The sequence below is a fragment of the Klebsiella africana genome, from assembly GCF_020526085.1.
GTDB classification, from domain to species: Bacteria; Pseudomonadota; Gammaproteobacteria; order Enterobacterales; family Enterobacteriaceae; genus Klebsiella; species Klebsiella africana.
Genome location: NZ_CP084874.1, coordinates 4,260,567 through 4,282,641 on the forward strand (window position 1 = coordinate 4,260,567; position 22,075 = coordinate 4,282,641).

At 60.8% G+C, this 22,075-nt stretch carries 19 protein-coding genes and 1 pseudogene; 16 read left to right on the forward strand and 4 right to left on the reverse strand.

All coding sequences use genetic code 11. The annotated features are described in order from the left end of the window. Nucleotides 1-21 precede the first annotated feature (21 nt). Nucleotides 22-2,235 carry a ferrichrome porin FhuA gene (gene fhuA, locus LGL98_RS20590; RefSeq protein WP_136029054.1) on the reverse strand — a complete coding sequence of 738 codons (2,214 nt, stop codon included), beginning with the start codon at nt 2,233-2,235 and terminating at the stop codon, nt 22-24. A gap of 234 nt (nt 2,236-2,469) precedes the next feature. After that, entirely contained in the window at nt 2,470-5,022 is a 2,553-nt protein-coding gene (gene mrcB / locus LGL98_RS20595; protein ID WP_136029052.1) for a bifunctional glycosyl transferase/transpeptidase, read from the reverse strand. A gap of 390 nt (nt 5,023-5,412) precedes the next feature. Between mrcB and LGL98_RS20600 the strand changes: the two genes are divergently transcribed. Together LGL98_RS20600 and gspS are read left to right on the forward strand one after the other, a co-directional pair. Continuing rightward, nucleotides 5,413-5,547 (forward strand): hypothetical protein, encoded by a 135-nt coding sequence (locus LGL98_RS20600; protein WP_168435173.1) that lies wholly within the window; start codon nt 5,413-5,415, stop codon nt 5,545-5,547. 62 nt (nt 5,548-5,609) lie between these two features. After that, nucleotides 5,610-5,984, forward strand: a complete 375-nt coding sequence (gene gspS / locus LGL98_RS20605; RefSeq protein WP_136029103.1) for a type II secretion system pilot lipoprotein GspS — start codon at nt 5,610-5,612, stop codon at nt 5,982-5,984. A gap of 39 nt (nt 5,985-6,023) precedes the next feature. Here the strand turns inward: gspS and gspB are convergent, their stop codons facing one another. Both gspB and pulA read right to left on the reverse strand, forming a co-directional pair. After that, nucleotides 6,024-6,581 (reverse strand): type II secretion system assembly factor GspB, encoded by a 558-nt coding sequence (gspB, locus tag LGL98_RS20610; RefSeq protein ID WP_136029050.1) that lies wholly within the window; start codon nt 6,579-6,581, stop codon nt 6,024-6,026. A gap of 256 nt (nt 6,582-6,837) precedes the next feature. Next, nucleotides 6,838-10,128, reverse strand: coding sequence for a pullulanase-type alpha-1,6-glucosidase (gene pulA, locus LGL98_RS20615; RefSeq protein WP_136029048.1), 3,291 nt, complete (start codon nt 10,126-10,128; stop codon nt 6,838-6,840). Nucleotides 10,129-10,312: 184 nt separating this feature from the next. Between pulA and LGL98_RS20620 the strand changes: the two genes are divergently transcribed. From LGL98_RS20620 to LGL98_RS20685, 14 genes and pseudogenes are all read left to right on the forward strand, one after another. Next, entirely contained in the window at nt 10,313-10,432 is a 120-nt protein-coding gene (locus tag LGL98_RS20620) for a hypothetical protein (RefSeq protein WP_168435180.1), read from the forward strand. Between the two features lie 2 nt (nt 10,433-10,434). Beyond that, a complete protein-coding gene (gene gspC / locus LGL98_RS20625) occupies nt 10,435-11,277 on the forward strand; it encodes a type II secretion system protein GspC (protein ID WP_136029046.1) in 843 nt (280 codons plus the stop codon). Nucleotides 11,278-11,286: 9 nt separating this feature from the next. After that, nucleotides 11,287-13,260, forward strand: coding sequence for a GspD family T2SS secretin variant PulD (gene pulD / locus LGL98_RS20630; protein ID WP_136029101.1), 1,974 nt, complete (start codon nt 11,287-11,289; stop codon nt 13,258-13,260). Next, on the forward strand, nt 13,257-14,750 hold the full coding sequence (gene gspE / locus LGL98_RS20635) for a type II secretion system ATPase GspE (RefSeq protein WP_136029044.1): 1,494 nt from the start codon (nt 13,257-13,259) through the stop codon (nt 14,748-14,750). Before pulD ends, gspE begins: the two co-directional genes overlap by 4 nt. A gap of 1 nt (nt 14,751) precedes the next feature. Beyond that, nucleotides 14,752-15,952, forward strand: a pseudogene (gene gspF / locus LGL98_RS20640) (type II secretion system inner membrane protein GspF). Nucleotides 15,953-15,972: 20 nt separating this feature from the next. Continuing rightward, a complete protein-coding gene (gspG, locus tag LGL98_RS20645) occupies nt 15,973-16,395 on the forward strand; it encodes a type II secretion system major pseudopilin GspG (RefSeq protein ID WP_136029042.1) in 423 nt (140 codons plus the stop codon). Further along, complete coding sequence (gene gspH / locus LGL98_RS20650; RefSeq protein ID WP_136029040.1) at nt 16,395-16,910, forward strand: type II secretion system minor pseudopilin GspH; 516 nt, start codon at nt 16,395-16,397, stop codon at nt 16,908-16,910. The genes gspG and gspH overlap by 1 nt, the downstream gene beginning before the upstream one ends. Next, a complete protein-coding gene (gene gspI, locus LGL98_RS20655) occupies nt 16,907-17,272 on the forward strand; it encodes a type II secretion system minor pseudopilin GspI (protein ID WP_136029038.1) in 366 nt (121 codons plus the stop codon). The genes gspH and gspI overlap by 4 nt, the downstream gene beginning before the upstream one ends. Beyond that, the gene (gspJ, locus tag LGL98_RS20660; RefSeq protein ID WP_136029036.1) at nt 17,269-17,865 is read left to right on the forward strand and encodes a type II secretion system minor pseudopilin GspJ; all 597 of its coding nucleotides are present in this window, start codon (nt 17,269-17,271) and stop codon (nt 17,863-17,865) included. Before gspI ends, gspJ begins: the two co-directional genes overlap by 4 nt. Then, on the forward strand, nt 17,862-18,842 hold the full coding sequence (gspK, locus tag LGL98_RS20665) for a type II secretion system minor pseudopilin GspK (protein WP_136029034.1): 981 nt from the start codon (nt 17,862-17,864) through the stop codon (nt 18,840-18,842). Before gspJ ends, gspK begins: the two co-directional genes overlap by 4 nt. Continuing rightward, nucleotides 18,835-20,031, forward strand: coding sequence for a type II secretion system protein GspL (gene gspL / locus LGL98_RS20670; protein ID WP_136029032.1), 1,197 nt, complete (start codon nt 18,835-18,837; stop codon nt 20,029-20,031). Before gspK ends, gspL begins: the two co-directional genes overlap by 8 nt. Then, nucleotides 20,024-20,509 carry a type II secretion system protein M gene (locus tag LGL98_RS20675; RefSeq protein WP_136029030.1) on the forward strand — a complete coding sequence of 162 codons (486 nt, stop codon included), beginning with the start codon at nt 20,024-20,026 and terminating at the stop codon, nt 20,507-20,509. The genes gspL and LGL98_RS20675 overlap by 8 nt, the downstream gene beginning before the upstream one ends. Next, nucleotides 20,499-21,245, forward strand: a complete 747-nt coding sequence (locus LGL98_RS20680; protein WP_136029028.1) for a type II secretion system protein N — start codon at nt 20,499-20,501, stop codon at nt 21,243-21,245. The genes LGL98_RS20675 and LGL98_RS20680 overlap by 11 nt, the downstream gene beginning before the upstream one ends. Then, nucleotides 21,242-22,042, forward strand: a complete 801-nt coding sequence (locus tag LGL98_RS20685) for a prepilin peptidase (protein WP_136029026.1) — start codon at nt 21,242-21,244, stop codon at nt 22,040-22,042. The genes LGL98_RS20680 and LGL98_RS20685 overlap by 4 nt, the downstream gene beginning before the upstream one ends. Nucleotides 22,043-22,075: the final 33 nt, after the last annotated feature.

Genomic DNA, 22,075 nt, shown 5'->3' on the forward strand with positions numbered 1-22,075 from the left:
GCGAACCGCGCCCGTAGGTGGTTAGAAACGGAAGGTTGCGGTGGCAACGACCTGGCGTCCGGCGCCCCAGTAGCAGGCGTATTCGCTATAGCAGCTGGAGACATATTCGCGGTCAAACAGGTTGTTGACGTTGACGCCGACCGAAGAGCCCGGCAGGCCGAAGCGCGCCAAATCGTATTTTACTGTCGCATCCATCAGCGCATAACCGGCCACATTGAAGGAATCGTTTTTCTTACCGGTGCTGGTGTCATTTTTGTAGTAACTGACCGTTGAACCGATATAACGCGCCCCGGCGCCTACCGTCAGACCGCTGAGCGCGGTTTCGTGGAAGGTATAATCCGCCCACAGGGAGGCCATGTTACGCGGCACTTCCGCCGGACGCTTGCCTTCGAAAACGGTATCGTGGGTGTACTCGGCATCGGTGTAGCTGTAGGCCGCGGTCAGGTTGATATTGGCGTTAACCGCCGCCTTCGCCTCCAGCTCAAAGCCGCGGGAGCGGATTTCGCCGGTTTGTACGCTGAACAGCCCGGTCGGATCGTTCGGGTCTGCCGTCAGGTTCTTATCTTTGGTCAGCTGATAGACCGCCGCGGTGACCACCACCGGCATATCTTTCGGCACGTATTTTACGCCGGCTTCATACTGCTTACCGCGCGACGGATCGAACGGCTTACCGCTGCTGTTGGAACCCGATACCGGTTCAAACGATTCGCTATAGCTGAAGTACGGGGAGATGCCGTTATCAAAGAGATAGTTGATACCGCCGCGCCAGCTGAACTGCTGGTCGTGATTCTCCGCCATGCTGCTGGTTGAACGGGTGAAGGTCGACGTAGTGGCGTAATCGTAACGGCCACCTAACGTCATCACCCATTTGTCCCACTCCATCTGATCCTGCGCGTACAGGCCCGTCTGCTCCATCCGGTTAAGGACCGCGTACGGGAAGTTGACGTTCACGTTCGGATTACCGTACTGCGGATTGGTCATGCTAATGGCATCGGCCGTACCGTAGTCTGCGTCAACGTCGTTACGCATCCGCGAGTAGTCCACCCCGGTCAGCAGCGTATGGCTGACCGCGCCGGTGGCGAAATCAGACTGTAGCTGAGTATCGACGGTAAAGGTGTTCAGGTGCTCATCAGAACGCACGTAGGCGCGATTCATGTAACCCGGCGCGACATAGCCGTTGCCGTATACCGAACGATACAGCGTATGCACATCGGCATAGCGCAGATTTTGACGCACGGTAAAGGTGTCATCGAACTGATGGGAGAAGCTATAGCCCACCATCTGCTGGCGACGCGCCATTTTGTTATCGGACTCGCCTTCGTTGAAATCGGTTGGCAGCTTGTGCGCCTTACCGTTGGCATCGTAATACGGCACCACGGTGCCTTCACGCGGCAGCCAGCCGTAGTAGCCCGCGTACGGGTCATTCTGGAAGTTGCTCAGGAAGGTGAAATCGGTTTTATCATCGGGACGCCAGCTAAAGGATGGCGCCACCGCGTAGCGGGTCGATTTCGCCATTTGCTGCTGGGCATCCTGGCTGCGTCCCAGGCCGGTCAGGCGATAGGACCAGACGCCGGCATCATCAATGGCGTCGCTAAAGTCAAACCCGGTCTGCCACAGGTTATCGGTGCCCATCTTGAACTGCACTTCTTTCAGCGGCTCGGTAGTCGGGCGCTTGCTGACCATACTGACGATACCGCCCGGGTTGCTGTTGCCGTACAGCACCGAGGTTGGCCCGCGCATCACTTCCACGCGTTCCAGGAAATACGGGTCCATGGAGACTTCAGAGTAGTTGTTACCCTGCAGCTTCATGCCATCCAGATACTGGTTGGTATTGACGGTCGACGAAGTGGTGAAGCCGCGGATGGTGACCACATCATAGGTAGTTGAACTGCCGCGGGTGGAGAAGACGCTTGGCGTATAGGAGAGCGCCTCTTTTACCGTCGTCGGCTGGCGCATCTCCATCTCCTGGCGCGTTACCACCGAGACAGACTGCGGCGTTTTTTCGATCGGGGTATCGGTCTTGGTCGCCGTGGCAGAGCGTTTTGCCGCAATGGTCGGCGCCGGTCCCCAGGCGCTTTCCTGGGCGGTCGGGGCCGCGACGACGGTGATAGTTTCTTCTTGCTTCGGTTGTTCTGCTGCCTGTGCGTAGACAGACATGCCGCTAACCGCCGTGGCTACTACAACTGCGACTTTACGCAGCGAGTGATTTGGCTGAGCAGTTTTTGGACGCGCCATGGGTATATCTCTGATGAAAGTGAATGATAACGTAAACGAGAATTATTATTATGACGGGCGATATAATAGGCGAAACGTTGAAGGCAAGGCAAGCGATATGCCTGTCGGGCCGGACCGAAGGCCGAATTAATAACCAGATAGTTATTATGGGGTTAAAGAGCGGTTAAGTTTTTTACAGGAATAAAAAAACCCCTTAATACTTTCGTAGTAAGGGGTCTGGTCAGACGACGCGAATCAGTTGCTGCCGAACATATCCTTGATCCAGCCCGCCACGCCGTCGCTCTTTTCCTGCTGCTTCGGCGGCTGTTGCTGCTGTTGTTGTTGCTGCGGCTGCTGCTGCCCGGACTGATTGAACGGGTTGTTCGCTTCCTGCTGCTGCAACTGCTGCTGCTGCATCATCTCGCCCTGACGGCACAGCGCATCCGGCTGCGTGGTCCACACCGGCAGCGAACGCATACCGCCGCTGCAGACGAAGTTGCCATTGCTGTCCACGCCCATGTCGACGACATCTTCCGGCGCCGTCAGCACCAGCGGCGTTGGCGTCTGGTTCGCCAGATAGCGTTGGTAAATCGACATCGCACCGCTGGCACCGTACAGTTTGGTCGGCTGGTTGTTATCGCGTCCCACCCAGGTGATAGTCACCTGGCTACCGTCGATGCCGGCGAACCAGGTATCGACGTTATTGTTGGTGGTCCCGGTTTTCCCCGCCAGATGCAGGCCAGGATACTTCGCGCCCAGCTGACGCCCCGTCCCGCGCTGTACCACCTGCTGCATGGTCCACAGCGTCATGTAAGCCGCCTGGGCAGGCACGGCGCGCTCTGCCTGTGGATAGCTCTGATAGAGCACGGTGCCATCTTCAGCAATTACTGACCGCAGAGCGGATAACGGCGCGCGGTTACCCCCGCTGGCGATGGTCTGGAAGGCCTGCGCCACTTCAATCGGCGTCAGGTTTAGCGCACCCAGCAGCATCGACGGTACCGCGTTGAGCTGGTTCTTCGGCGCCCCCAGCTTCGTCCAGGTATCAACCACCGCCGGCAAGCCCAGCGCCATCCCGAGGTTAACCGTCGGCACGTTCATCGAGCGGGTCAGGGCATCCACCAGCATCACCTGGCCGCTGAAGCGACGATCGTCGTTCTGCGGGGACCACGTCTGGCCGTTGGACAGGCGAATGGTCACCGGCGCATCGGCGATCCAGGTATTCAGGCGATACTGATTCGGCTGGCTCAGCGCGGTCAGATAGGTCGCTGGCTTAGCCAGAGAACCAATTGATCGGCGGGCCTGCATCGCGCGGTTATAACCCGCGAATTGCGGCTCCGCGCCGCCAACCATCGCCCGCACTTCGCCGGTAAAGCGGTCAACCACTACCATGGCGGTTTCCAGGTCTGCCAGTTTGCGCTGTTTCTTCAGTACCGGGATCCCTTCGGAGGCCGCTTTTTCCGCCGCATCCTGGGCCACCGAGTCGAAGGTAGTGAAGATTTTCACGCCAGAAAGATCTTTCACTTTATCGCCCAGCTTCGCCTGCAGCTCCTGACGCACCATCTGCATAAACGCCGGCTGCGGTGAAATCACCCCACCGCGCGGCTGCACGCCCAGCGGACGGGCGCTCAGCATGTCGTACAGTTCCTGGTCGATAACCTGCTGCTGCTGCAGCAGACGCAGCACCAGATTGCGTCGCTCCAGGGCCAGCTTCGGGTTGCGCCACGGGTTATACACCGACGCCCCTTTCACCATCCCCACCAGCAGCGCCTGCTGATCGAGGCTCAGCTCTTCCACCGGACGGCCAAAATAGTACAGGCTGGCCAGCGGGAAGCCGCGAATTTCGTTATCACCGCTCTGCCCGAGGTACACCTCGTTCATATACAGCTCAAGGATGCGATCCTTGCTGTAGCGGGCGTCGACGATCAGCGCCATATACGCTTCGTTGGCTTTACGCCAGTAGGAGCGTTCGCTGGAGAGGAACAGGTTTTTCACCAGCTGCTGGGTCAGGGTACTCGCCCCCTGCACCGTCCGGCCCGCCGTCAGGTTTGCCAGCACCGCACGGCCGATGGAATAGAGGCTGATACCATCGTGCTCGTAGAAGTGGCGGTCTTCGGTCGCCAGCAGGGTATCCACCAGCAGATCGGGGAAGCCGCTGCGCTTCACGAACAGGCGCTGCTCGCCGTTCGGCGACTGCAGCATGGTAATAAGACGCGGATCGAGACGGAAGAAACCGAACTGGCGGTTGTTATCCATATTCTCGATAGTTTCCAGATGGTCGCCGTCGAAGGTCAGACGCGCGCGCACCTGTCCTTCTTTACTGTCCGGGAAATCGAACGGACGACGGATCATCTCGATGCTGTTAGCCTGCACGGTGTATTCACCCGGGCGCGTCATCGCGCTGACCTGACGATACTGCGTGGCGTTCAGCAAACGCACCATTTCGTTTTTGCTGATCTGCATGTCCGGCTCAAGGTTCACCATCCGGCCATAGACCGCGGCCGGTAGCTCCCAGACTTTACCGTCAATGCGGCTGCGGATTTTCTGATCGAGGTAGACGCCATAGGCGGCAATCAGCACCGCGAAGACAATCCCCAGCTTGACCAGCAGCCACAGCCAGCTGCGCTTCCGACGAGGCTTACCACCTTTGCCTTTAGATTTTCTCGGCACCGGTTTCTCATCCTCATAATCATCGTCATCATACTCGTCGTCGTAGTCCTCTTCCCGGACCCGGCGACGGGTGACTTTCTGTTTTGTCGGACGTGAGGGTCTTCCCTTACGTCCGATAGGCTCGCGGTCATCTCCCGCCATGCTTTTTCTCCGCAACGTTCAGGCGCAAAGGCCTGATTCTCAATACTTCCCCTGCTCAGAGGAAGAAGAAATCTCTCAAATTAACGTCCAGGCTGCTTATCCTTCGGACGACAACCTGCTGGCAGGCAGGACGCGCCGCCAGCCTTTCAGAGGGTTGGTTTGCTTCGTGTTACATGATACTAACAATAAAAATTCACCATAAAATCATTGTGTTAAACGCATCATCGGCAGAATAAGTCAGAACATAGCACGTAATGTTCAGGGCATACAGGATAGCACTAAAATGCGACATTCTTAACCAGCATTTTACCTCCTGCGCACGTAACAAGATGGGAAAGAGTATGTTTTTTAATAACATAAAAAACGGCGCGCTCCCCTCCGGTCAACGCAGTGGCCTTATCCGCGGAGGAAAATATATTTCCCCAGCGCCAACGTTTATTATGGGAAAAAGTAAAGTCGATTAATCGGCTTTCCGTTGATAAAAATGAGAGCCTGTTAACATTTATGCAGAATAATATTTTATGATGACACCAGGGAAATATTTGTTAAACTAACGGCCAGTGATTCATTATTTTGATTACTCTATGATGCGTATTCCGCTTATATTTCCGCTTTGCATGGTAGCTCTTCTCTCTGGCTGCCAACAAAAACCCGCCTCAACGCTCAGCCCGGCCATCAGCAGCCAGGCGCAGCTCGAGCAGCTCTCGTCCGTGGCGGCAGGAACGCGCTATCTCAAGAATAAATGTAATCGTAGCGATCTCCCCGCCGATGAAACGATATATCGGGCGGCGGTGAATGTCGGTAAAGCGCGCGGATGGGGAAATATTGATGTGGCGACGTTAAGCCAAAATAGCGACCGGCTTTACCAACAGCTTTTACAGGACAGCACCCCGGAAGCCACACAGTGCAGTCAATTTAATCGCCAGCTTGCTCCCTTTATTGCCAGCCTACGCGGCGACTAAGCAAAATATCTTCAACGCGCATTTAATTGCGCGTGCCCCTTATTCGCCTTTCGGCTCCTCGTCAATTTTCCCGCCGGGCCAGTCCTCCAGCGCCGCGAGGGTAAAGGTCGTGCCGTTGAAGCTAAAGATCGTCACATCCTGCTGGATCTGCTCCACCACCAGATTGGGCAGCGGGGAATCGCCCTCGGTCCACGCTTTGCCGTTTAACACAATGCTGCGTTTTTCCGCTAACGAGGCGTAGACATGGGCGGTGTAGCGCAGCGGCGGCAGCGTATCGCTGTCCACCACCGGCGCGACGGGCGCGCTGGCTTTTGCCGCCGGCGGCGGCGTCTTTGGCGCGGCCTCTCCGGCAGCGGTTAACGGCAGAAGCGCCGCATGCGCCACCGGCAAGGGCAGCGTTTGCGGCGGTGCCGGGTGACGCCACTGCTCGCCGCCAAACCAGCCGAGCGCGATAAATAATCCGGCGTACAGCGGGATAATCCAGCCGGGGATCTGTACCATCCGGCCGCGGCTTACCGGCGCGTCCGCCAGCGCGGTGGACGGCTGATGCGCCACCAGCGGGGGGATCCCTCTTTCACTGTCATCACGAACAATCACAACCGTCTCCTGTTCCCTCACGATAACGAGAAGGCGCCCTTACGGACACCCCAGACTGCTGACAAAGTGCAATCATCAGGAATTGCCCGGCGGCGCTACGCTCGCGCGGGCCTATAGATAACTGCATAACTATTTGATATTGCAATCTTTCGTAGGCCGGGTAAGGCGAAAGCCGCCACCCGGCAGAAAGGCGAGCACAATAACGAAACAGGTTTGTCATCAGCCAGAGGCGCCCTGACGGGCGCCCTACGTTATGTTATTTACTGCTCACCGGCAGGCCAGCGCCCTGCGACTCACCCTGCGGCAACTCGAGCACGGCGACCGACCAGGCCGGCAACGTGACCGAGCCATCAGCGGCAACCTGTACGCCGCTGGCCAGCGACCGGTCGCCCGCCGCCTGCTGAATAGCGCTCAGCTGCAACGATGTACCGGTGAAGTCCTGCAGCGTCCGGCTTTCCGGTGCGGCGTTGATCGCCACCACAATGCCGTCGACGCGGCTGTCCAGGCTAGCGCCAGCCTGCATCCCGTCATCGATAGTCATCACCAGCAGACCGGTTTGCTGATCGGCGCCGGTATTGCGGAAGTCCACGCGCTTCATCACCGTCGCGCCATCGCCAAGGGTAAACAGCGGGGACGATTTACGCAGCGCGGTCAGCTCCTGATAAAACGCGGTCATCTGCTTAAGCTCGGCTTCTCCCGGGGTTGCCACCCAGTCCTTCACGCGAGCGATGATGTCGTAGTTGCTGCCATCATCGCTGATGCGCGGCATACCGACGTTGTAGTTATTATCCTGCAGGGAGTAGTCCACGCGGTTAAACCAGTCACCAGAGTCATACGAATCGCGGGTAAAAGATTTAGAGCGCAGCAGCTCCGAACCCTGCTGGTCAAAGGCGATCCCCTGGCCCAGCATCACGGTGGCCAGCGACACGGCCTGCATCCGGATGCGGGTATCGAGATCCGTCTCCTGAGCGGCTTTGTAGCTGATCATGTCCCACAGCGTCTGGTTATCGTGTTTTGACACATAGTTCACGACTTCCGTCGGATCAGCCGCGTAGCCGCCGGGCGCGCCGTTATAGTCAATCTCGCTGCCTCTCTTCACCGCGCCGTCTTTGTCGATCAGCACGAAGTCGGCAAGGTTACCGGCCATGCCCAGACGGGTCAGATCGGCGAGATGGCGCGCCTGATCGTCGGTCATGCTGGTCAGCTCATTCGGCAGAACGCCGGCCCCGCTGCCCACGCCCTGGTTCTGGCGCAATGCATCGCCGGAATCGAACGGCCCGCCGCCGCGCACGGCGTCGCGCAGACGATCGGAGAACGTGCCGATCCCGGTGCCTTTCAGATTGATTTGCGAGGCAATTTCAAAGCGATCGCTCTGGTTGGAATCCCAGCCTTCACCAAAGAAGTAAATGTCCGGGTTCAGCGCTTTAATGCGCTCCCAGGCCGAGAGGATCTGCGCTTTCGGGTGGTAGCCCATCAGATCGAAGCGGAAGCCATCGATCTTATAATCGGTGGTCCATACCGCCAGTGAATCGGCGATAAGCTTGGCGAACATCCGGTGCTCTGGCGCCGAGTCGGAGCAACAGGTGGCCGATTCCACGCTGCCGGTGGTTTCATTCAGGCGCTGATAGTACCAGGGGACGATCTTATCCAGCACCGAGGTGCGGTCGGTCGGGCCGGCGGCGTTGGTGTGGTTATACACCACGTCCATAATGACGTTCATTCCCAGATCCTGCTTGATAGCCTGAATCATGGTGCGGAACTCTTTAATGCGCGCCGTGCCTTCCGGATCGGTGGCATACGATCCTTCCGGTACCGTGTAGTGGAACGGATCGTAGCCCCAGTTATAGGAGTCGGTCTGCGCCACCAGCGTGTTCAACGCCTGCACCTGCGGATTATCCTTACTGTCGTTCTGCTTCAGCTGAGTCAGCACTTCTTCGACCGTCGAACCACTGTCACAGTAGCCCGCGAACTCGCTGCTCTTCACCGCGCTGTTGACCTCGCACAGGCGGCTGAACGGCTGCTGAATATCGGCGACTTTGTCGCTGAACTCATTGACCGTCGCCAGATCGAAGACCGGCAGCAGTTCAATATGGGTCACCCCTGAATCCGACAGCTTTTTCAGATGCTGAACCATATTGCTCTCCTGGGCGGTGAGCGCCAGATACTTACCGCGCAGTTCGGCAGGTACGGTTTGATCCCAGGCGGAGAGATCGCGAATGTGCGATTCATGAATCGTCATTTTCGCCAGATCGGCTTTAGTTTTCTGCGCGTGCGGCATCGTCAGCCCGTCCCAGCCTTCCGGCTTCAGCGCGCTGTCGTTGAGATCGACCACCTGGCTGTACTCCGAGTTGGTCGACAAACTGTGGGCGTAGGGATCGGTTACTTCATACTGCTCAACTTTGCGCGATTGCGGGTGGTAGACCGTCATCGCGTAGCGGTAGAAGGCGCCTTTCAGGTCGCTTCCCCCCTGCCAGGACCAGGCGCCGGAGGCGCTGTCGCGGGTCATTGGATGGCTGGCTACCACTTTCTTGTCGGCGCTGTAGAGCACCAGCTCAACCTGCTGCGCCGTGGGTGCCCAGACGCGGAAGGTCACGCCACTATCGGTTAGCTGGGCGCCGTAGCTCAGCGCCTCGGCAGCGGCGGCATAGGTATCGTCCAGCACGCCGGCGGTCTGCACCTGGGTAGCGGAGCTCAGGATCCCATCGCTTTCCGCGGCTATCGCCACCGTCTCGCCCTGCAGCAATTCATCGACGTTGACATCATCCGGCAGTTTAAAGGCTGGATAGCTGGCGAGATGCGGGAAGCGCATGCTTACCTGCTGGCTGACAGTGGTGGGGGTCAGCTTGACATATTTATCGCTAAATTCGCCGTTACTGTCGGCAGCGACTTTACTGCTGTGACTGTAATAGAGGCGCACAATGGGTTTATTTTCCCCACCCGGCCACAGCAGAGTAGTCTTATCGACCCAGTGCGCATCGGCCAGCGCCACGCCAAAGGCGGCGCGGAAGGCGTCGGCGCGGGAGTCATAGACCGCGCTGTTGCCGGCGATAACCGATACCGTGCGATCGGTGAAATCACTGAAGGAGACACGCAGATCGCTGTCGATAAGCTTATCGGTGCCATCGCGAACGATAACGTTGATACATCCGCTCTCTTTGGTCAGCGGGATCACCCAGTAAGGGCCATATTTGTCGCTGCCGGTTGGCGTGGTACTGACATCATTCCAGTCCCCCACCGGCGCGCTCAGCGCGTCACAGGTTTCGTTGTTCCATAAATAGAGGTTTTTCGTCGCATAGTCGACCGGCGTACTGCTGGTAATACCGGCAATATCGACAAGATGAATGACAGCCTGATTGGCGGAAGCTTGCACCGCTTCGCCAGGGACAGCGACATCCGGTAAACGGACGACGACATCCTGCGGGTCGGGCGTGCCGGGAGTACCTGGATCGCCAGGTGAGCCAGAGGAAGAGGAGGAAGAGCTGTTATCACAGCCACTCAATAATACTAACGATCCAAGAAATAGGGCATGACAGGTATATCTGAGCATTCGATAGTCCCTAATATGCTTATTAAATTATAAAAGGTAAGAAAGGATGAATATCTTTACAGCGCGCTAATTAGATATTTTTGCTTTGCCAGGCGCAATCATCCCCTGAAAATGAGAGGGGGGCGTAGGAAGCCGGGGGAGAAAATGAATAAAGGGAATGACGACCGGAAACCGCAAACTGATTATGATTCGCCACGTTTATCGCCACTCTCCGGCAATAAATAATTCAACAACCAATAATCACCTACCTGTTTCGGTAGGGTATTACGCCAGCGTGCAGAAAAATAAATTAGCAAAGGAATAAATATGCCAGTTTCTGTGATGGGGTTAACAAATATAAATAAAGGGATAATAAAATTATTACCTCAAATTGTGACACTCATCATATTAATAACCGCTATCCCGCAGCTGGCGAAATTAACCTGGCGGGTCGTATTCCCTGTCAGTCCTGAGGATATTTCCGCACTGCCATTAACCGCTTCCCCAGTGGCAGAAACGGAATTAAAAAGCGTGCGCCCCGTATTTACCCTGTTTGGCCTGGCAGCGAAAAATATTCCCGCGCCAGCCCAGGCCACCAACCTCAACCAGGTGCCCGTTTCCAGTCTGAAGTTACGCCTTACCGGCCTGCTCGCCAGCAGCAACCCTGCGCGGTCTATTGCCATTATTGAGAAAGAAAAACAGCAAGTTAGCCTTAGCGTCGGCGATACCACCCCAGGATATGATGCGCGGATCGCCGCCATTCTGCCCGACCGGATTATCGTCAACTATCAGGGGCGCCAGGAGGCCATTTTATTATTTAACGACAGCCGCGCGGCGCCGCCCTCAGCCGCCGCAGTGGCCAGTCCTCCCCTCGTGAAGCGACTTCGCGAGCAGCCACAAAATATCCTCACTTATTTATCTATTTCGCCTGTGCTCAGCGGCGACAAACTGCAAGGCTATCGCCTAAACCCAGGCAAAGATGCCTCACTGTTTCGCCAGGCCGGCCTGCAGGAAAATGATTTAGCCATTGCCTTAAATGGCATTGATTTACGCGACCAGGAACAAGCGCAACAGGCGATGCAACACCTGGCCGAACTGACCGAAATAACGCTAACCGTTGAGCGAGAAGGCCAACGACACGATATCGCTTTCGCGCTGGGGGATGAATAATTGCCAACCATGAAAGGCCTGCGGAAAATGCTGCCTGTGCTGCTGATATTAACACCACTGATATTTAGCCCGGCCATTGCAGAGGAATTTTCCGCCAGTTTTAAAGGCACCGATATTCAGGAATTTATCAATACCGTCAGCAAAAACCTGAATAAAACGGTGATTATCGATCCCAGCGTACGCGGCACCATCACCGTACGCAGTTACGATATGCTCAATGAAGACCAATATTATCAATTCTTCCTCAGCGTGCTGGATGTATATGGTTTCGCCGTGATTAATATGAATAACGGCGTGCTAAAAGTGGTGCGTGCCAAAGATGCGAAAACCTCGGCCGTTCCGGTCGCCAGCGCGGCCGCTCCGGGCGAAGGCGATGAGGTTGTCACCCGGGTGGTACCTCTGACTAACGTCGCCGCCCGCGATCTGGCGCCGCTGCTCCGCCAGTTGAACGATAACGCCGGCGCCGGCAGCGTGGTCCATTATGAGCCCTCCAACGTGCTGCTGATGACCGGCCGCGCGGCGGTGATTAAACGCCTGCTGACCATTGTCGAGCGTGTTGACAACGCCGGGGATCGCAGCGTGGTGACCGTTCCTCTCTCCTGGGCCTCCGCTGCGGAGGTGGTCAAACTGGTTACCGAACTCAATAAAGACACCAGTAAGTCGGCGTTGCCGGGCTCGATGGTGGCGAACGTGGTGGCCGATGAGCGCACCAACGCGGTACTGGTGAGCGGCGAGCCGAACTCGCGCCAGCGCATCATCGCCATGATCAAACAGCTCGACCGCCAGCAGGCGGTACAGGGCAATACCAAAGTGATCTACCTGAAGTACGCCAAAGCCGCCGATCTGGTGGAAGTTCTGACCGGGATCAGCAGCTCGCTGCAGAGCGATAAGCAAAGCGCCAAACCGGTAGCCGCGATCGACAAAAACATCATTATTAAAGCCCACGGCCAGACCAACGCCCTGATCGTCACCGCGGCGCCGGACGTGATGAACGATCTGGAGCGGGTGATCGCCCAGCTGGATATCCGCCGCCCGCAGGTGCTGGTGGAGGCGATTATCGCCGAAGTGCAGGATGCCGATGGCCTTAACCTCGGTATTCAGTGGGCCAATAAGAACGCCGGCATGACGCAGTTCACCAACAGCGGTTTACCAATATCGACGGCTATCGCCGGCGCCAATCAGTACAACAAAGACGGTACCATCAGCAGCTCGCTGGCCAGCGCCCTCGGCTCGTTTAACGGTATCGCCGCCGGCTTCTATCAGGGGAACTGGGCGATGCTGCTCACCGCCCTCTCCAGCAGTACCAAAAACGATATTCTGGCCACCCCCAGCATCGTCACCCTCGACAATATGCAAGCCACCTTTAACGTCGGCCAGGAAGTTCCGGTATTAACCGGCTCACAAACCACCTCCGGCGACAACATCTTCAATACCGTCGAACGCAAAACCGTGGGCATTAAGCTGAAGGTGAAGCCGCAGATTAACGAAGGCGATGCCGTACTGCTGGAGATTGAGCAGGAAGTATCGAGCGTCGCCGATTCGGCCTCCAGCACCAGCAGCGATCTTGGCGCGACCTTCAATACCCGGACGGTGAATAACGCCGTACTGGTCGGCAGTGGCGAAACGGTGGTGGTTGGCGGGTTGCTGGATAAAAGCGTCACCGATACCGCCGACAAAGTGCCGCTGCTCGGCGACATCCCGCTGATCGGCGCCCTGTTCCGCTCCGACAGCAAGAAAGTGTCGAAACGCAATCTGATGTTATTTATCCGCCCGACGATCATTCGCGATCGCGATGAGTACCGCCAGGCCTCTTCCGGCCAGTACACCGCCTTCAACAATGCGCAAACCAAACAGCGGGGTAAGGACAGCAACGAAGCCTCGCTCAGCAATGACCTGCTGCACATCTATCCGCAGCAGGAGACCCAGGCTTTCCGCCAGGTCAGCGCCGCCATTGACGCCTTTAACCTCGGAGGCCGCCCATGACGCCAGCCGCCGAACGCCGTCCGCTGCTGCCTTTTGCCTGGGCCCGCGCGCACCATCTTGTGCTGCTCAGCGACGGCGCACGGTGCGAAGCGCTGTGCCGCCCCGATACCGCCGCCCGGGCGCTGCTGGAAGCGCGCCGCCTGGCGGACGGCCCGATGCGCGTCAGCCGTTTAACGCCAGAGGCATTCGAGAAAGTGCTGGTGCTCAGCTATCAGCGCGACTCGGCGGAAGCGCACCGCATGATGGCCGACATCGGCAATGAACTTGACCTCTATACCCTCGCCGAAGAGCTACCGGACACCGACGATCTGCTCGACAGCGAGGACGACGCGCCGATCATCCGCCTGATCAACGCCATGCTCACCGAGGCCATCAAAGAAAAAGCCTCCGATATCCATATCGAAACCTACGAGCGCCATCTGCAGATCCGCTTTCGCGTCGACGGCGTACTGCGCGAAATTCTGCGCCCGCAGCGGCGGCTGGCCGCGCTGTTAATTTCGCGCATCAAGGTGATGGCCAGCCTGGACATTGCCGAAAAGCGGGTCCCTCAGGATGGCCGCATGGCGCTGCGCATCGGCGGGCGGGCGATCGACGTGCGCGTCTCCACTCTGCCCTCCAGCCACGGCGAACGCGTGGTGCTCCGCCTGCTGGACAAAAACAGCGTCAACCTGGATCTGCTGACGCTGGGCATGCCGCCCGCCCTGCTCGATCGGGTCGATGCGCTAATCGCCCGCCCGCACGGCATCATCCTGGTCACCGGCCCGACCGGATCCGGGAAAAGCACGACGCTCTACGCCGCTCTCAGCCGCCTCGACGCCCGCGAGCGCAATATTATGACCATTGAAGATCCGGTGGAGTATGAGCTGGAGGGCATCGGCCAGACCCAGGTCAACGCCAAAGTCGAGATGACCTTCGCCCGCGGTCTGCGCGCCATACTGCGTCAGGACCCCGACGTGGTGCTGGTAGGGGAAATCCGCGATGGCGAAACCGCCCAGATCGCCGTTCAGGCCTCGCTGACCGGGCACCTGGTGCTGTCGACCCTGCACACCAATAGCGCGCTGGGCGCCATTTCCCGTCTGCAGGATATGGGCGTGGAGCCTTTTTTACTCTCCACATCGCTGCTGGCGGTAATGTCGCAGCGGCTGGTGCGCCAACTGTGCCCGCACTGTCGTCAGCCCAGGCAGGCGGATGCCGACACCGCCCGGCAGATGGCGGTCCCGACCGGCACGCCGCTGTGGCAGCCAACAGGCTGCGCCCAGTGTAATTTCACCGGCTATCGCGGGCGTACCGGCATTCATGAGCTGCTGCTAATCGACGATCGCGTGCGTGCCGCCATCCACCGCGGCGAGAACGAGATCACCCTGATCCAGCAGCTGGGGCCAGCCTGGCAGACCCTGCGCCATGCCGGGCGCGACAAAGCGCTGGCGGGGATCACCAGCTGGGAGGAGGTGATGCGGGTCACCGAACAGCAAACGGCGGAAAACGACTGAGATGGCCCTGTTTCGCTATCAGGCGCTGGACGCGCAAGGCAAAACCCGCCGCGGCGTTCAGCAGGCCGACTCCGCCCGCCACGCCCGCCAGCTGCTGCGCGACAAGGGCTGGCTGGCGCTGGAGCTGACGGCCGCCAATCCTGCGCGCCAGCTGTGGGGCGGCGGCTCCCTCATCCGGCGCACCAGCGCCGGTGATTTAGCCCTGCTCACCCGCCAGCTGGCCACCCTGGTCGCCGCCGGGATCCCGCTGGAAAAGGCGCTCGATGCCGTCGCCCAGCAGTGCGAAAAGGCGGCGCTGAGAACGTTAATGGCCGGGGTACGCGGCAAAGTACTCGAAGGCCACTCGCTGGCGGAGGCGATGCGCGGCTATCCCGCCTGCTTCGACGGCCTGTTCTGCGCCATGGTGGCGGCTGGCGAAACCTCCGGCCATCTCGACGGCGTGCTTAACCGGCTGGCGGATTATACCGAGCAGCGCCAGCAGCTTCGCTCTCGCCTGCTGCAGGCGATGATCTACCCCATCGTGCTGACGCTGGTCGCCATCAGCGTGATCGCCATTCTGCTCTCCACCGTGGTGCCGAAAGTCGTTGAGCAGTTTGTCCATCTGAAACAGGCCCTGCCCTTCTCCACCCGGCTGCTGATGAGCCTGAGCGATATCGTACGCAGCGCGGGGCCCTGGCTGGTGCTGCTGTCGCTGCTGGCGCTGCTGGCGTTGCGCTATCTGCTGCGCCAGCCCGCCCGGCGGCTCGCCTGGGACCGGGCGCTGCTGCGCCTGCCGGTCATCGGACGCGTGGCGCGCAGCGTGAACAGCGCGCGCTACGCCCGCACCTTAAGCATTCTCAATGCCAGCGCGGTGCCGCTGCTGCTGTCGATGCGCATCAGCGCCGACGTCCTCAGCAACGCCTGGGCACGCAGCCAGCGAATCGGTACGCGAAGGCGTCAGCCTGCATCGCGCGCTGGAGGCCACCGCCCTGTTTCCCCCAATGATGCGCTACATGATCGCCAGCGGCGAGCAGAGCGGTGAGCTGACAGCGATGCTGGAGCGCGCGGCGGAGAACCAGGACCGGGAGCTGAGCGCGCAGATCCAGATGGCCCTCAGTCTGTTTGAACCCCTGCTGGTGGTCACCATGGCCGGCATGGTGCTGTTTATCGTGCTGGCCATCCTGCAGCCGATCCTGCAACTGAACACCCTTATGAGTATGTAACTGTATTAATGGAGAAAACTATGCAACGGCAACGCGGTTTCACGTTACTGGAAATTATGGTGGTGATCGTCATTCTCGGCATTCTCGCCAGCCTGGTGGTACCTAACCTGATGGGTAACAAAGAGAAAGCAGATCGCCAGAAGGTGGTCAGCGATCTGGTGGCGCTCGAGGGGGCGCTGGATATGTATAAACTCGACAACAGCCGCTATCCGAACACCGAGCAGGGGTTACAGGCGCTGGTGACCGCCCCGACCGTCGAGCCGCACGCGCGCAATTATCCGGAAGGCGGCTATATCCGCCGTCTGCCGCAGGACCCGTGGGGAAATGAGTATCAGTTGTTGAGCCCCGGTCAGCATGGCGCCATCGACGTCTTCAGCGTCGGCCCGGACGGGATGCCCGACACCAATGACGACATCGGCAACTGGACCCTTGGGAAGAAATAGTGTCTCAGCGTGGTTTCACCCTCCTGGAAATGATGCTGGTCCTGCTGCTGATCGGCGTCAGCGCCAGCATGGTGCTGCTGGCGTTTCCCTCCGACCGTACCCAGGAGGCTACGCAGATCCTGGCGCGCTTTCAGGCGCAGCTGGATTTTGTCCGCGAGCGCGGGCAGCAAACCGGCCAGCTCTTCGGGATCGTCATCCACCCTGACCGCTGGCAGTTTATGCGCCTGCAGCCTGCCGACGAAGGCGCTCCGGCGGCAATGGACGACCGCTGGGGCAACGCGCAGTGGCTGCCGCTGCAGGCCGGGCGCGTCGCCACAGCGGAAAGCCTCCCGCGGGCCAGGCTGACGCTGCGCTTTCCCGATGGCCAGGCGTGGGATCCGGGCGAGCAGCCCGACGTGATCATCTTTCCCGGCGGCGAAGTCACGCCGTTTCAGCTGCGGATTGACGCCGCGACGGGCATCAACGTCGACGCCCAGGGCGACAGCCAGCCGCTGGCGGCGCGGGAGCAGCCATGAAACGCGAGGCCGGGATGACGCTTATCGAAGTGATGGTCGCGCTGGTGATTTTCGCCCTCGCCGGCCTGGCGGTGATGCAGTCCACCCTGCAGCAGACGCGCCAGCTTGGGCGTATGGAAGAAAAAATCCTCGCCAGCTGGCTGGCGGATAATCAGCTGGTGCAGCTGCGGCTGGAGAAACGCTGGCCTGCTCTTAGCTGGTCCGAAACCACCGTGGAGGCCGCCGGGACGCGCTGGTTCGTTCGCTGGCAAGGGGTGGAAACCGCGCTGCCGCAATTGCGGGCACTGGACGTGGAGGTCCGACGGCAAAAAAGCGATCCCGCGCCGCTGGCGACCCTGCGCACCTGGGTGACAGCGCCATGATCACCAGGATGCGCGGTTTCACCCTGATCGAAACGCTGCTGGCGCTGGCTATCCTCGCCGTCCTCAGCGCCGCTGCCGTGATGGTGCTGCAGAACGTCATCCGCGCCGATGGCCTGACCCGCGAGAAGAGCCAGCAGATCGCCGCCCTTCAGCGCGCTTTTCGCCAGATCGCCGACGATGTCACCCACATCATTCCTCGTCGCGCCAGAAACAGCGACACGCTTTTCTTCGCCGGACGCTTCCAGTTGCAGAGCGACGACTGGGGGCTGGCCTTCAGCCGCAGCGGCTGGCCAAATCCGCTGGGGATCCTGCCGCGCTCGGAGATCCAGAACGTCAGCTACCGTCTGCGCCAGCAGCAGCTTGAACGGCTGAGCTTCGATCAACAGGATCCGCTGACCGGCAGCCAGCCGACGGTCCGGGTGCTGCTGCGCGAGGTGACGACGTTTCGCCTGCGGTTTTACGCCGACGGGCGCTGGCAGGAGACCTGGGACCGCTCACAGACGCTGCCCCAGGGGCTGGAGATCACCCTGACGCTGGCGAAAAGCGGGGAGATAACCCGCCTGTTTTTACTTACCCCAGGAGGCAGCCAGTGAAAAATCGGCAACGCGGCGTCGCGCTCCTGATGGTGCTGTTCATCCTCGCCCTGATGATGATCCTCGCCAGCGCCATGACCGAACGCACCGCAGTCATGTATCAACATACCGCCGTGACCCTCGATAATTTGCAGGCCAGATGGTACGCCCTGGCGGCGGAAAATATGGCCGCCGCGCTGCTGCAACGCGATGCGCTGGACTCACCCAGTCAAACGAACCTGGCGCAAACCTGGGCGCAGGAGGGGCGCCGTTTTACCCTCGACGATGGCGAAATCCACGCCACGATCCGCGACGGGCACGCCTGCTTCAACCTCAATGCTATTGACCATCGCGCGGACGAGGCTGGCGACGGAACGCCCTACCCGACCGACGTCTTCGTTCGGCTGCTGGTGCTGCTCGGCGAGCCGCCGCTGCGCGCCAGCCAGATCGCCGCCGCCCTCGGCGACTGGACGGACAGCGACGGCCAGCCGCGGCTGAACGGGGCGGAGGACGAGGTCTATATGGCGCAAACCCCGGGCTATCTCGCCGCCAACCAGCCGATGCAGGATGTCAGCGAGCTGCGCCTGCTGGCCGGTATGGACGCCGCGCTCTATCAGCGCCTGCTCCCCTTCGTCTGCGTCCAGCCGGATGACGCGCTGCAGGTCAATATCAACACCCTGCGCCCCTCCCAGGCCGCCCTGCTGGTGGCCCTCTTTCCCGGCGATCTGACGCTGCAGGAGGCGCAACAGCTGCTGCACAACCGCCCGCGAACCGGGTGGAGCAGCGTCGCCGCCTTTCTCGCGCAGCCGACGCTGCAGAAAACCGATACCACGCTTGCCCGTCCCTGGCTGACGGTGCACAGCACACGCTTTATCGCCGCCTTTACCGTGGTGACCGGCAATCTCCGCTTTCAGCTGCACAGCGTCCTGCAACAATCGGGGCGCACCTTTACCGTCGTCCAGCGGCGATATGGACTCTCTATGGTGGTCGATGAATAAGATTAACGCTTCTCCCCAGGCCATGCTGATCGTGCGCCTCGCCGCTGCGCAGGCGCCGCTGCACTGGCAACTCTTTGCCCCCGGCGAGCCGCACCACGAGGCCAGCGGCCGGTGGCCGGCTGACGACGCCAGCCCTTTCCCGGCGCTGGCGGCGCACTACCCCGCCTGGGTGCTAATCCCGGCCAGCGACTGCGCGTTTCACTCGCTCACCCTGCCGGCGGGCTTGCGTAAACCGCCGCTGCAGGTGGCCCCGTTTCTGCTGGAAGAGCAACTGGCCGACGATGTCGAAGCCACTCATTTTGCTCTGCTCCACCGCCAGCAGGCCCAGTGTGAGATCGTCGCCGTACAGCGGCAAAAAATGCACGACTGGCTGGCCCGCTGCGAGTCGCTCTCCTTAAGGCCCCTGGCGTTGACGCCCGACGTGCTGGCCCTGCCCTGGCATCCACCGGCGTGGAGCGCGGTGCAGGTAGACGAGCAGTGGCTGATCCGCCACCAGCCGTGGAGCGGCATGGCGGCGGAAAGCCCCTGGCTGGCGGAGCTGCTGCAGAGCGAGGCGGAAGAGCACGTCATCGACAGCTATTCGCCGCCGCCCGCGGCGCCGGGAGAGTGGCGCGCGCAGCCTGCGCAGATGCTGCTGGCCCTCGCCGCACGCCATCCGGCGGCGCTGAAGCTCAGTCTACTGCAGGGGGAGTTCGCTCTCCGTCGGCGGCGGCTGGCGCAGGCGAGCTGGCGTCCGGCGCGGTATGCTGCGCTGGCTCTGGCGCTGCTGGTGGGGACAAACAGCGTGCTGGACCATCGCGATCTGGCGCGCCAGGCCGAGGCGGCGCAACAGGCCAGCCGGGCCTTCTATCGCCACTGGTTTCCGGCGGAGAAAAAGGTGATTAATCCGCGACTGCAGATGCAGCAGCACCTGCAGACTCAGGCCCGTCAGGCGCATCACGCCCCCCTTGTCGATCGCCTCAGCGCCTTGCAAAACATCCTCAGCGACACGCCAGGGATCCGTCTGCGGGCGCTGAGCTGGGATGCCGCGGGCAACCGTCTGCAGCTGGAAATCGCCGCGGTCTCTTCCCGGGCGCTGGAGCAGTTTACCCAGCGGGCGCAGCCGCGGTTTCGCGTCCGGCCGGGCGACATGATCACGAAACCGGATGGCATTGAAGGACAACTGACGCTGGAGGAAATCGATGGCTAATCTGCTTATCTGGTGGCGGCAGCGCACACCGTCCGAGCAGCGCCTGCTGCTAGTTCTGACAGGGCTGCTGGCGGCATGCGCCCTCTGGTATGGACTGTGGCAGCCCTGGCGAGCCCGCGAGGCGCAGTGGCGGCAAACCCTGGTGAAAGAGCAGGCCAGCCTGCGCTGGATGACGCAGCAGGCTCCGCGCCTGCAGCAGCTCAAGCAGCAACCCACGCCAGTGGCAAAAGAGGCGCTCACCGCACTGGTGATGCGCGAGGCGGCGAGCCACGGGCTGACCGTCGCCCGCCTGCAGCCGCAGGGAAAACGTCTGCAGGTCACCCTTCAGCCCTGTACCTTCCAGGCGCTGATCGACTGGCTGGACGCCCCGGCGATGCGCGGCGTCAACGCGGTTTCGCTGTCCGTAACCGGGCAGCCGTCGCGGCCGGGCTGGATCACGGTCAACCATCTGCTGCTGGAGCGCGACGATGAAAGCTAAAGCGATCGCCGGTGGGCTGCTGCTGGTCCTCTATCTGTTGTGGCTCACCGCTACGGCTCCGGCGCGCCTGCTGGCCCCCATGCTGCCGCCCGGCGTTCAGGTGGGCCACCTCAGCGGCAGCATCTGGCGCGGCGCAGCGCAGCCGGTCTACTGGCACGGCGAACGGCTTGAGCGGCTGGCGTGGTCGTTGACCCTGGCTGGCTGGCAGATCGCGCTCAGCGATCCCCGCGGCGTCGAGGGCCAGGCCCGGCTGTGGGGCCTTCGCGATCTGCGCCTACAGGAGGGGCGGCTCACCGCGCCCGCCAGCCTGATCAGCCGCTGGTTGATGTCGACCATGCCCGTCAACGCCGCGGGGGAGGTCACCTTCAGTCTGACCGAAGGGCGCTTTAGCGACGGGCGCTGCCAGCAAATCACCGCCGGACGCGCACTGTGGCGGCAGGCCCGACTGCACTCCCCGGTCGGCAGCCTGGAGCTGGCCCAGGTCAATGGCACCTTCCGCTGCACGGCAGACGGCGCCGTGGCGCTGACCCTCCGTCAGGACTCTCATCAGCTGAGCCTCAGCGGCCAGGGGACTCTGTCGCCCGATGGCCGCTATCTCTTTCGCGGTACGCTGCAGTCCCGGCAGGGGATGCCGCCGCTGCTGGCGCTGCTGGTCACGCGCCCGGCAGCGAATAACGCCCCGGGCCCGACGCCGTGGCAGATTCAGGGGAATTGGCGACAACAGGAGAAAAAATGACGACATTAACCGCATTATCGCTGCACTTTCCCCTTGTCTGGTATGGCTTCCTGCTGCTGTTCGGCCTGGCGCTGGGCAGCTTTTACAACGTGGTGATCTATCGTCTGCCGCGCATGCTGACCGAGACCGCAGACGACGAGCGGATAACCCTCAGCACCCCGGGCTCCTCCTGCCCGCAGTGCCGCCAGCCGATCGCCTGGCGGGACAATATCCCGCTGCTCAGCTTTCTCTGGCTGGGCCGTCGCGCCCGCTGCTGTCAGGCCCCCATCGCGTGGAGCTATCCGCTGACCGAGCTGGCCACCGGCCTGCTGTTTATCCTCGCCGGAGCTTTGCTCGCGCCGGGCCTGCCGCTGGCGGGCGGCCTGGTGCTGCTCTCGTTCCTGCTGATACTGGCGCGGATTGACGCCCGGACCCAGCTGCTGCCCGATCGCCTGACCCTGCCCCTGCTGTGGGCAGGCCTGCTGTTCAATCTTAACGAGGTGTACATTGCCCTGCCGGACGCGGTCGCCGGGGCGATGGCCGGTTATCTGGCGCTATGGTCGGTCTACTGGCTGTTCCGTCTGCTGACCGGGAAAGAGGCGCTGGGCTATGGCGATTTTAAGCTGCTGGCGGCGCTGGGCGCCTGGTGCGGCTGGCAGGTTCTGCCGCAGGTGCTGTTGCTCGCCTCGGCCTGCGGACTGGTGTGGACCCTGCTGCAGCGCCTGTGGACCCGGCAGTCGCTGCAGCAGCCGCTGGCCTTCGGCCCCTGGCTGGCGCTGGCCGGCGGGGGCATTTTTCTCTGGCAGCAGATGGTCTAGCGTTTGCGAGCCGACTGGCCGGGCAGGATCCCG

Bases quoted from the DNA above. Each gene is read 5' to 3' on its own strand.
- gspJ (WP_136029036.1), top strand. From the start codon at position 17,269: ATGATCACCAGGATGCGCGGTTTCACCCTGATCGAAACGCTGCTGGCG.
- LGL98_RS20620 (WP_168435180.1), top strand. From the start codon at position 10,313: ATGATTCGCCACGTTTATCGCCACTCTCCGGCAATAAATAATTCAACA.
- gspS (WP_136029103.1), top strand. From the start codon at position 5,610: ATGCGTATTCCGCTTATATTTCCGCTTTGCATGGTAGCTCTTCTCTCT.
- gspL (WP_136029032.1), top strand. From the start codon at position 18,835: ATGAATAAGATTAACGCTTCTCCCCAGGCCATGCTGATCGTGCGCCTC.
- pulA (WP_136029048.1), bottom strand. From the start codon at position 10,128: ATGCTCAGATATACCTGTCATGCCCTATTTCTTGGATCGTTAGTATTA.
- LGL98_RS20675 (WP_136029030.1), top strand. From the start codon at position 20,024: ATGGCTAATCTGCTTATCTGGTGGCGGCAGCGCACACCGTCCGAGCAG.
- gspI (WP_136029038.1), top strand. From the start codon at position 16,907: ATGAAACGCGAGGCCGGGATGACGCTTATCGAAGTGATGGTCGCGCTG.
- gspG (WP_136029042.1), top strand. From the start codon at position 15,973: ATGCAACGGCAACGCGGTTTCACGTTACTGGAAATTATGGTGGTGATC.
- gspE (WP_136029044.1), top strand. From the start codon at position 13,257: ATGACGCCAGCCGCCGAACGCCGTCCGCTGCTGCCTTTTGCCTGGGCC.
- gspC (WP_136029046.1), top strand. From the start codon at position 10,435: ATGCCAGTTTCTGTGATGGGGTTAACAAATATAAATAAAGGGATAATA.
- mrcB (WP_136029052.1), bottom strand. From the start codon at position 5,022: ATGGCGGGAGATGACCGCGAGCCTATCGGACGTAAGGGAAGACCCTCA.
- LGL98_RS20685 (WP_136029026.1), top strand. From the start codon at position 21,242: ATGACGACATTAACCGCATTATCGCTGCACTTTCCCCTTGTCTGGTAT.
- fhuA (WP_136029054.1), bottom strand. From the start codon at position 2,235: ATGGCGCGTCCAAAAACTGCTCAGCCAAATCACTCGCTGCGTAAAGTC.
- LGL98_RS20680 (WP_136029028.1), top strand. From the start codon at position 20,499: ATGAAAGCTAAAGCGATCGCCGGTGGGCTGCTGCTGGTCCTCTATCTG.
- pulD (WP_136029101.1), top strand. From the start codon at position 11,287: ATGAAAGGCCTGCGGAAAATGCTGCCTGTGCTGCTGATATTAACACCA.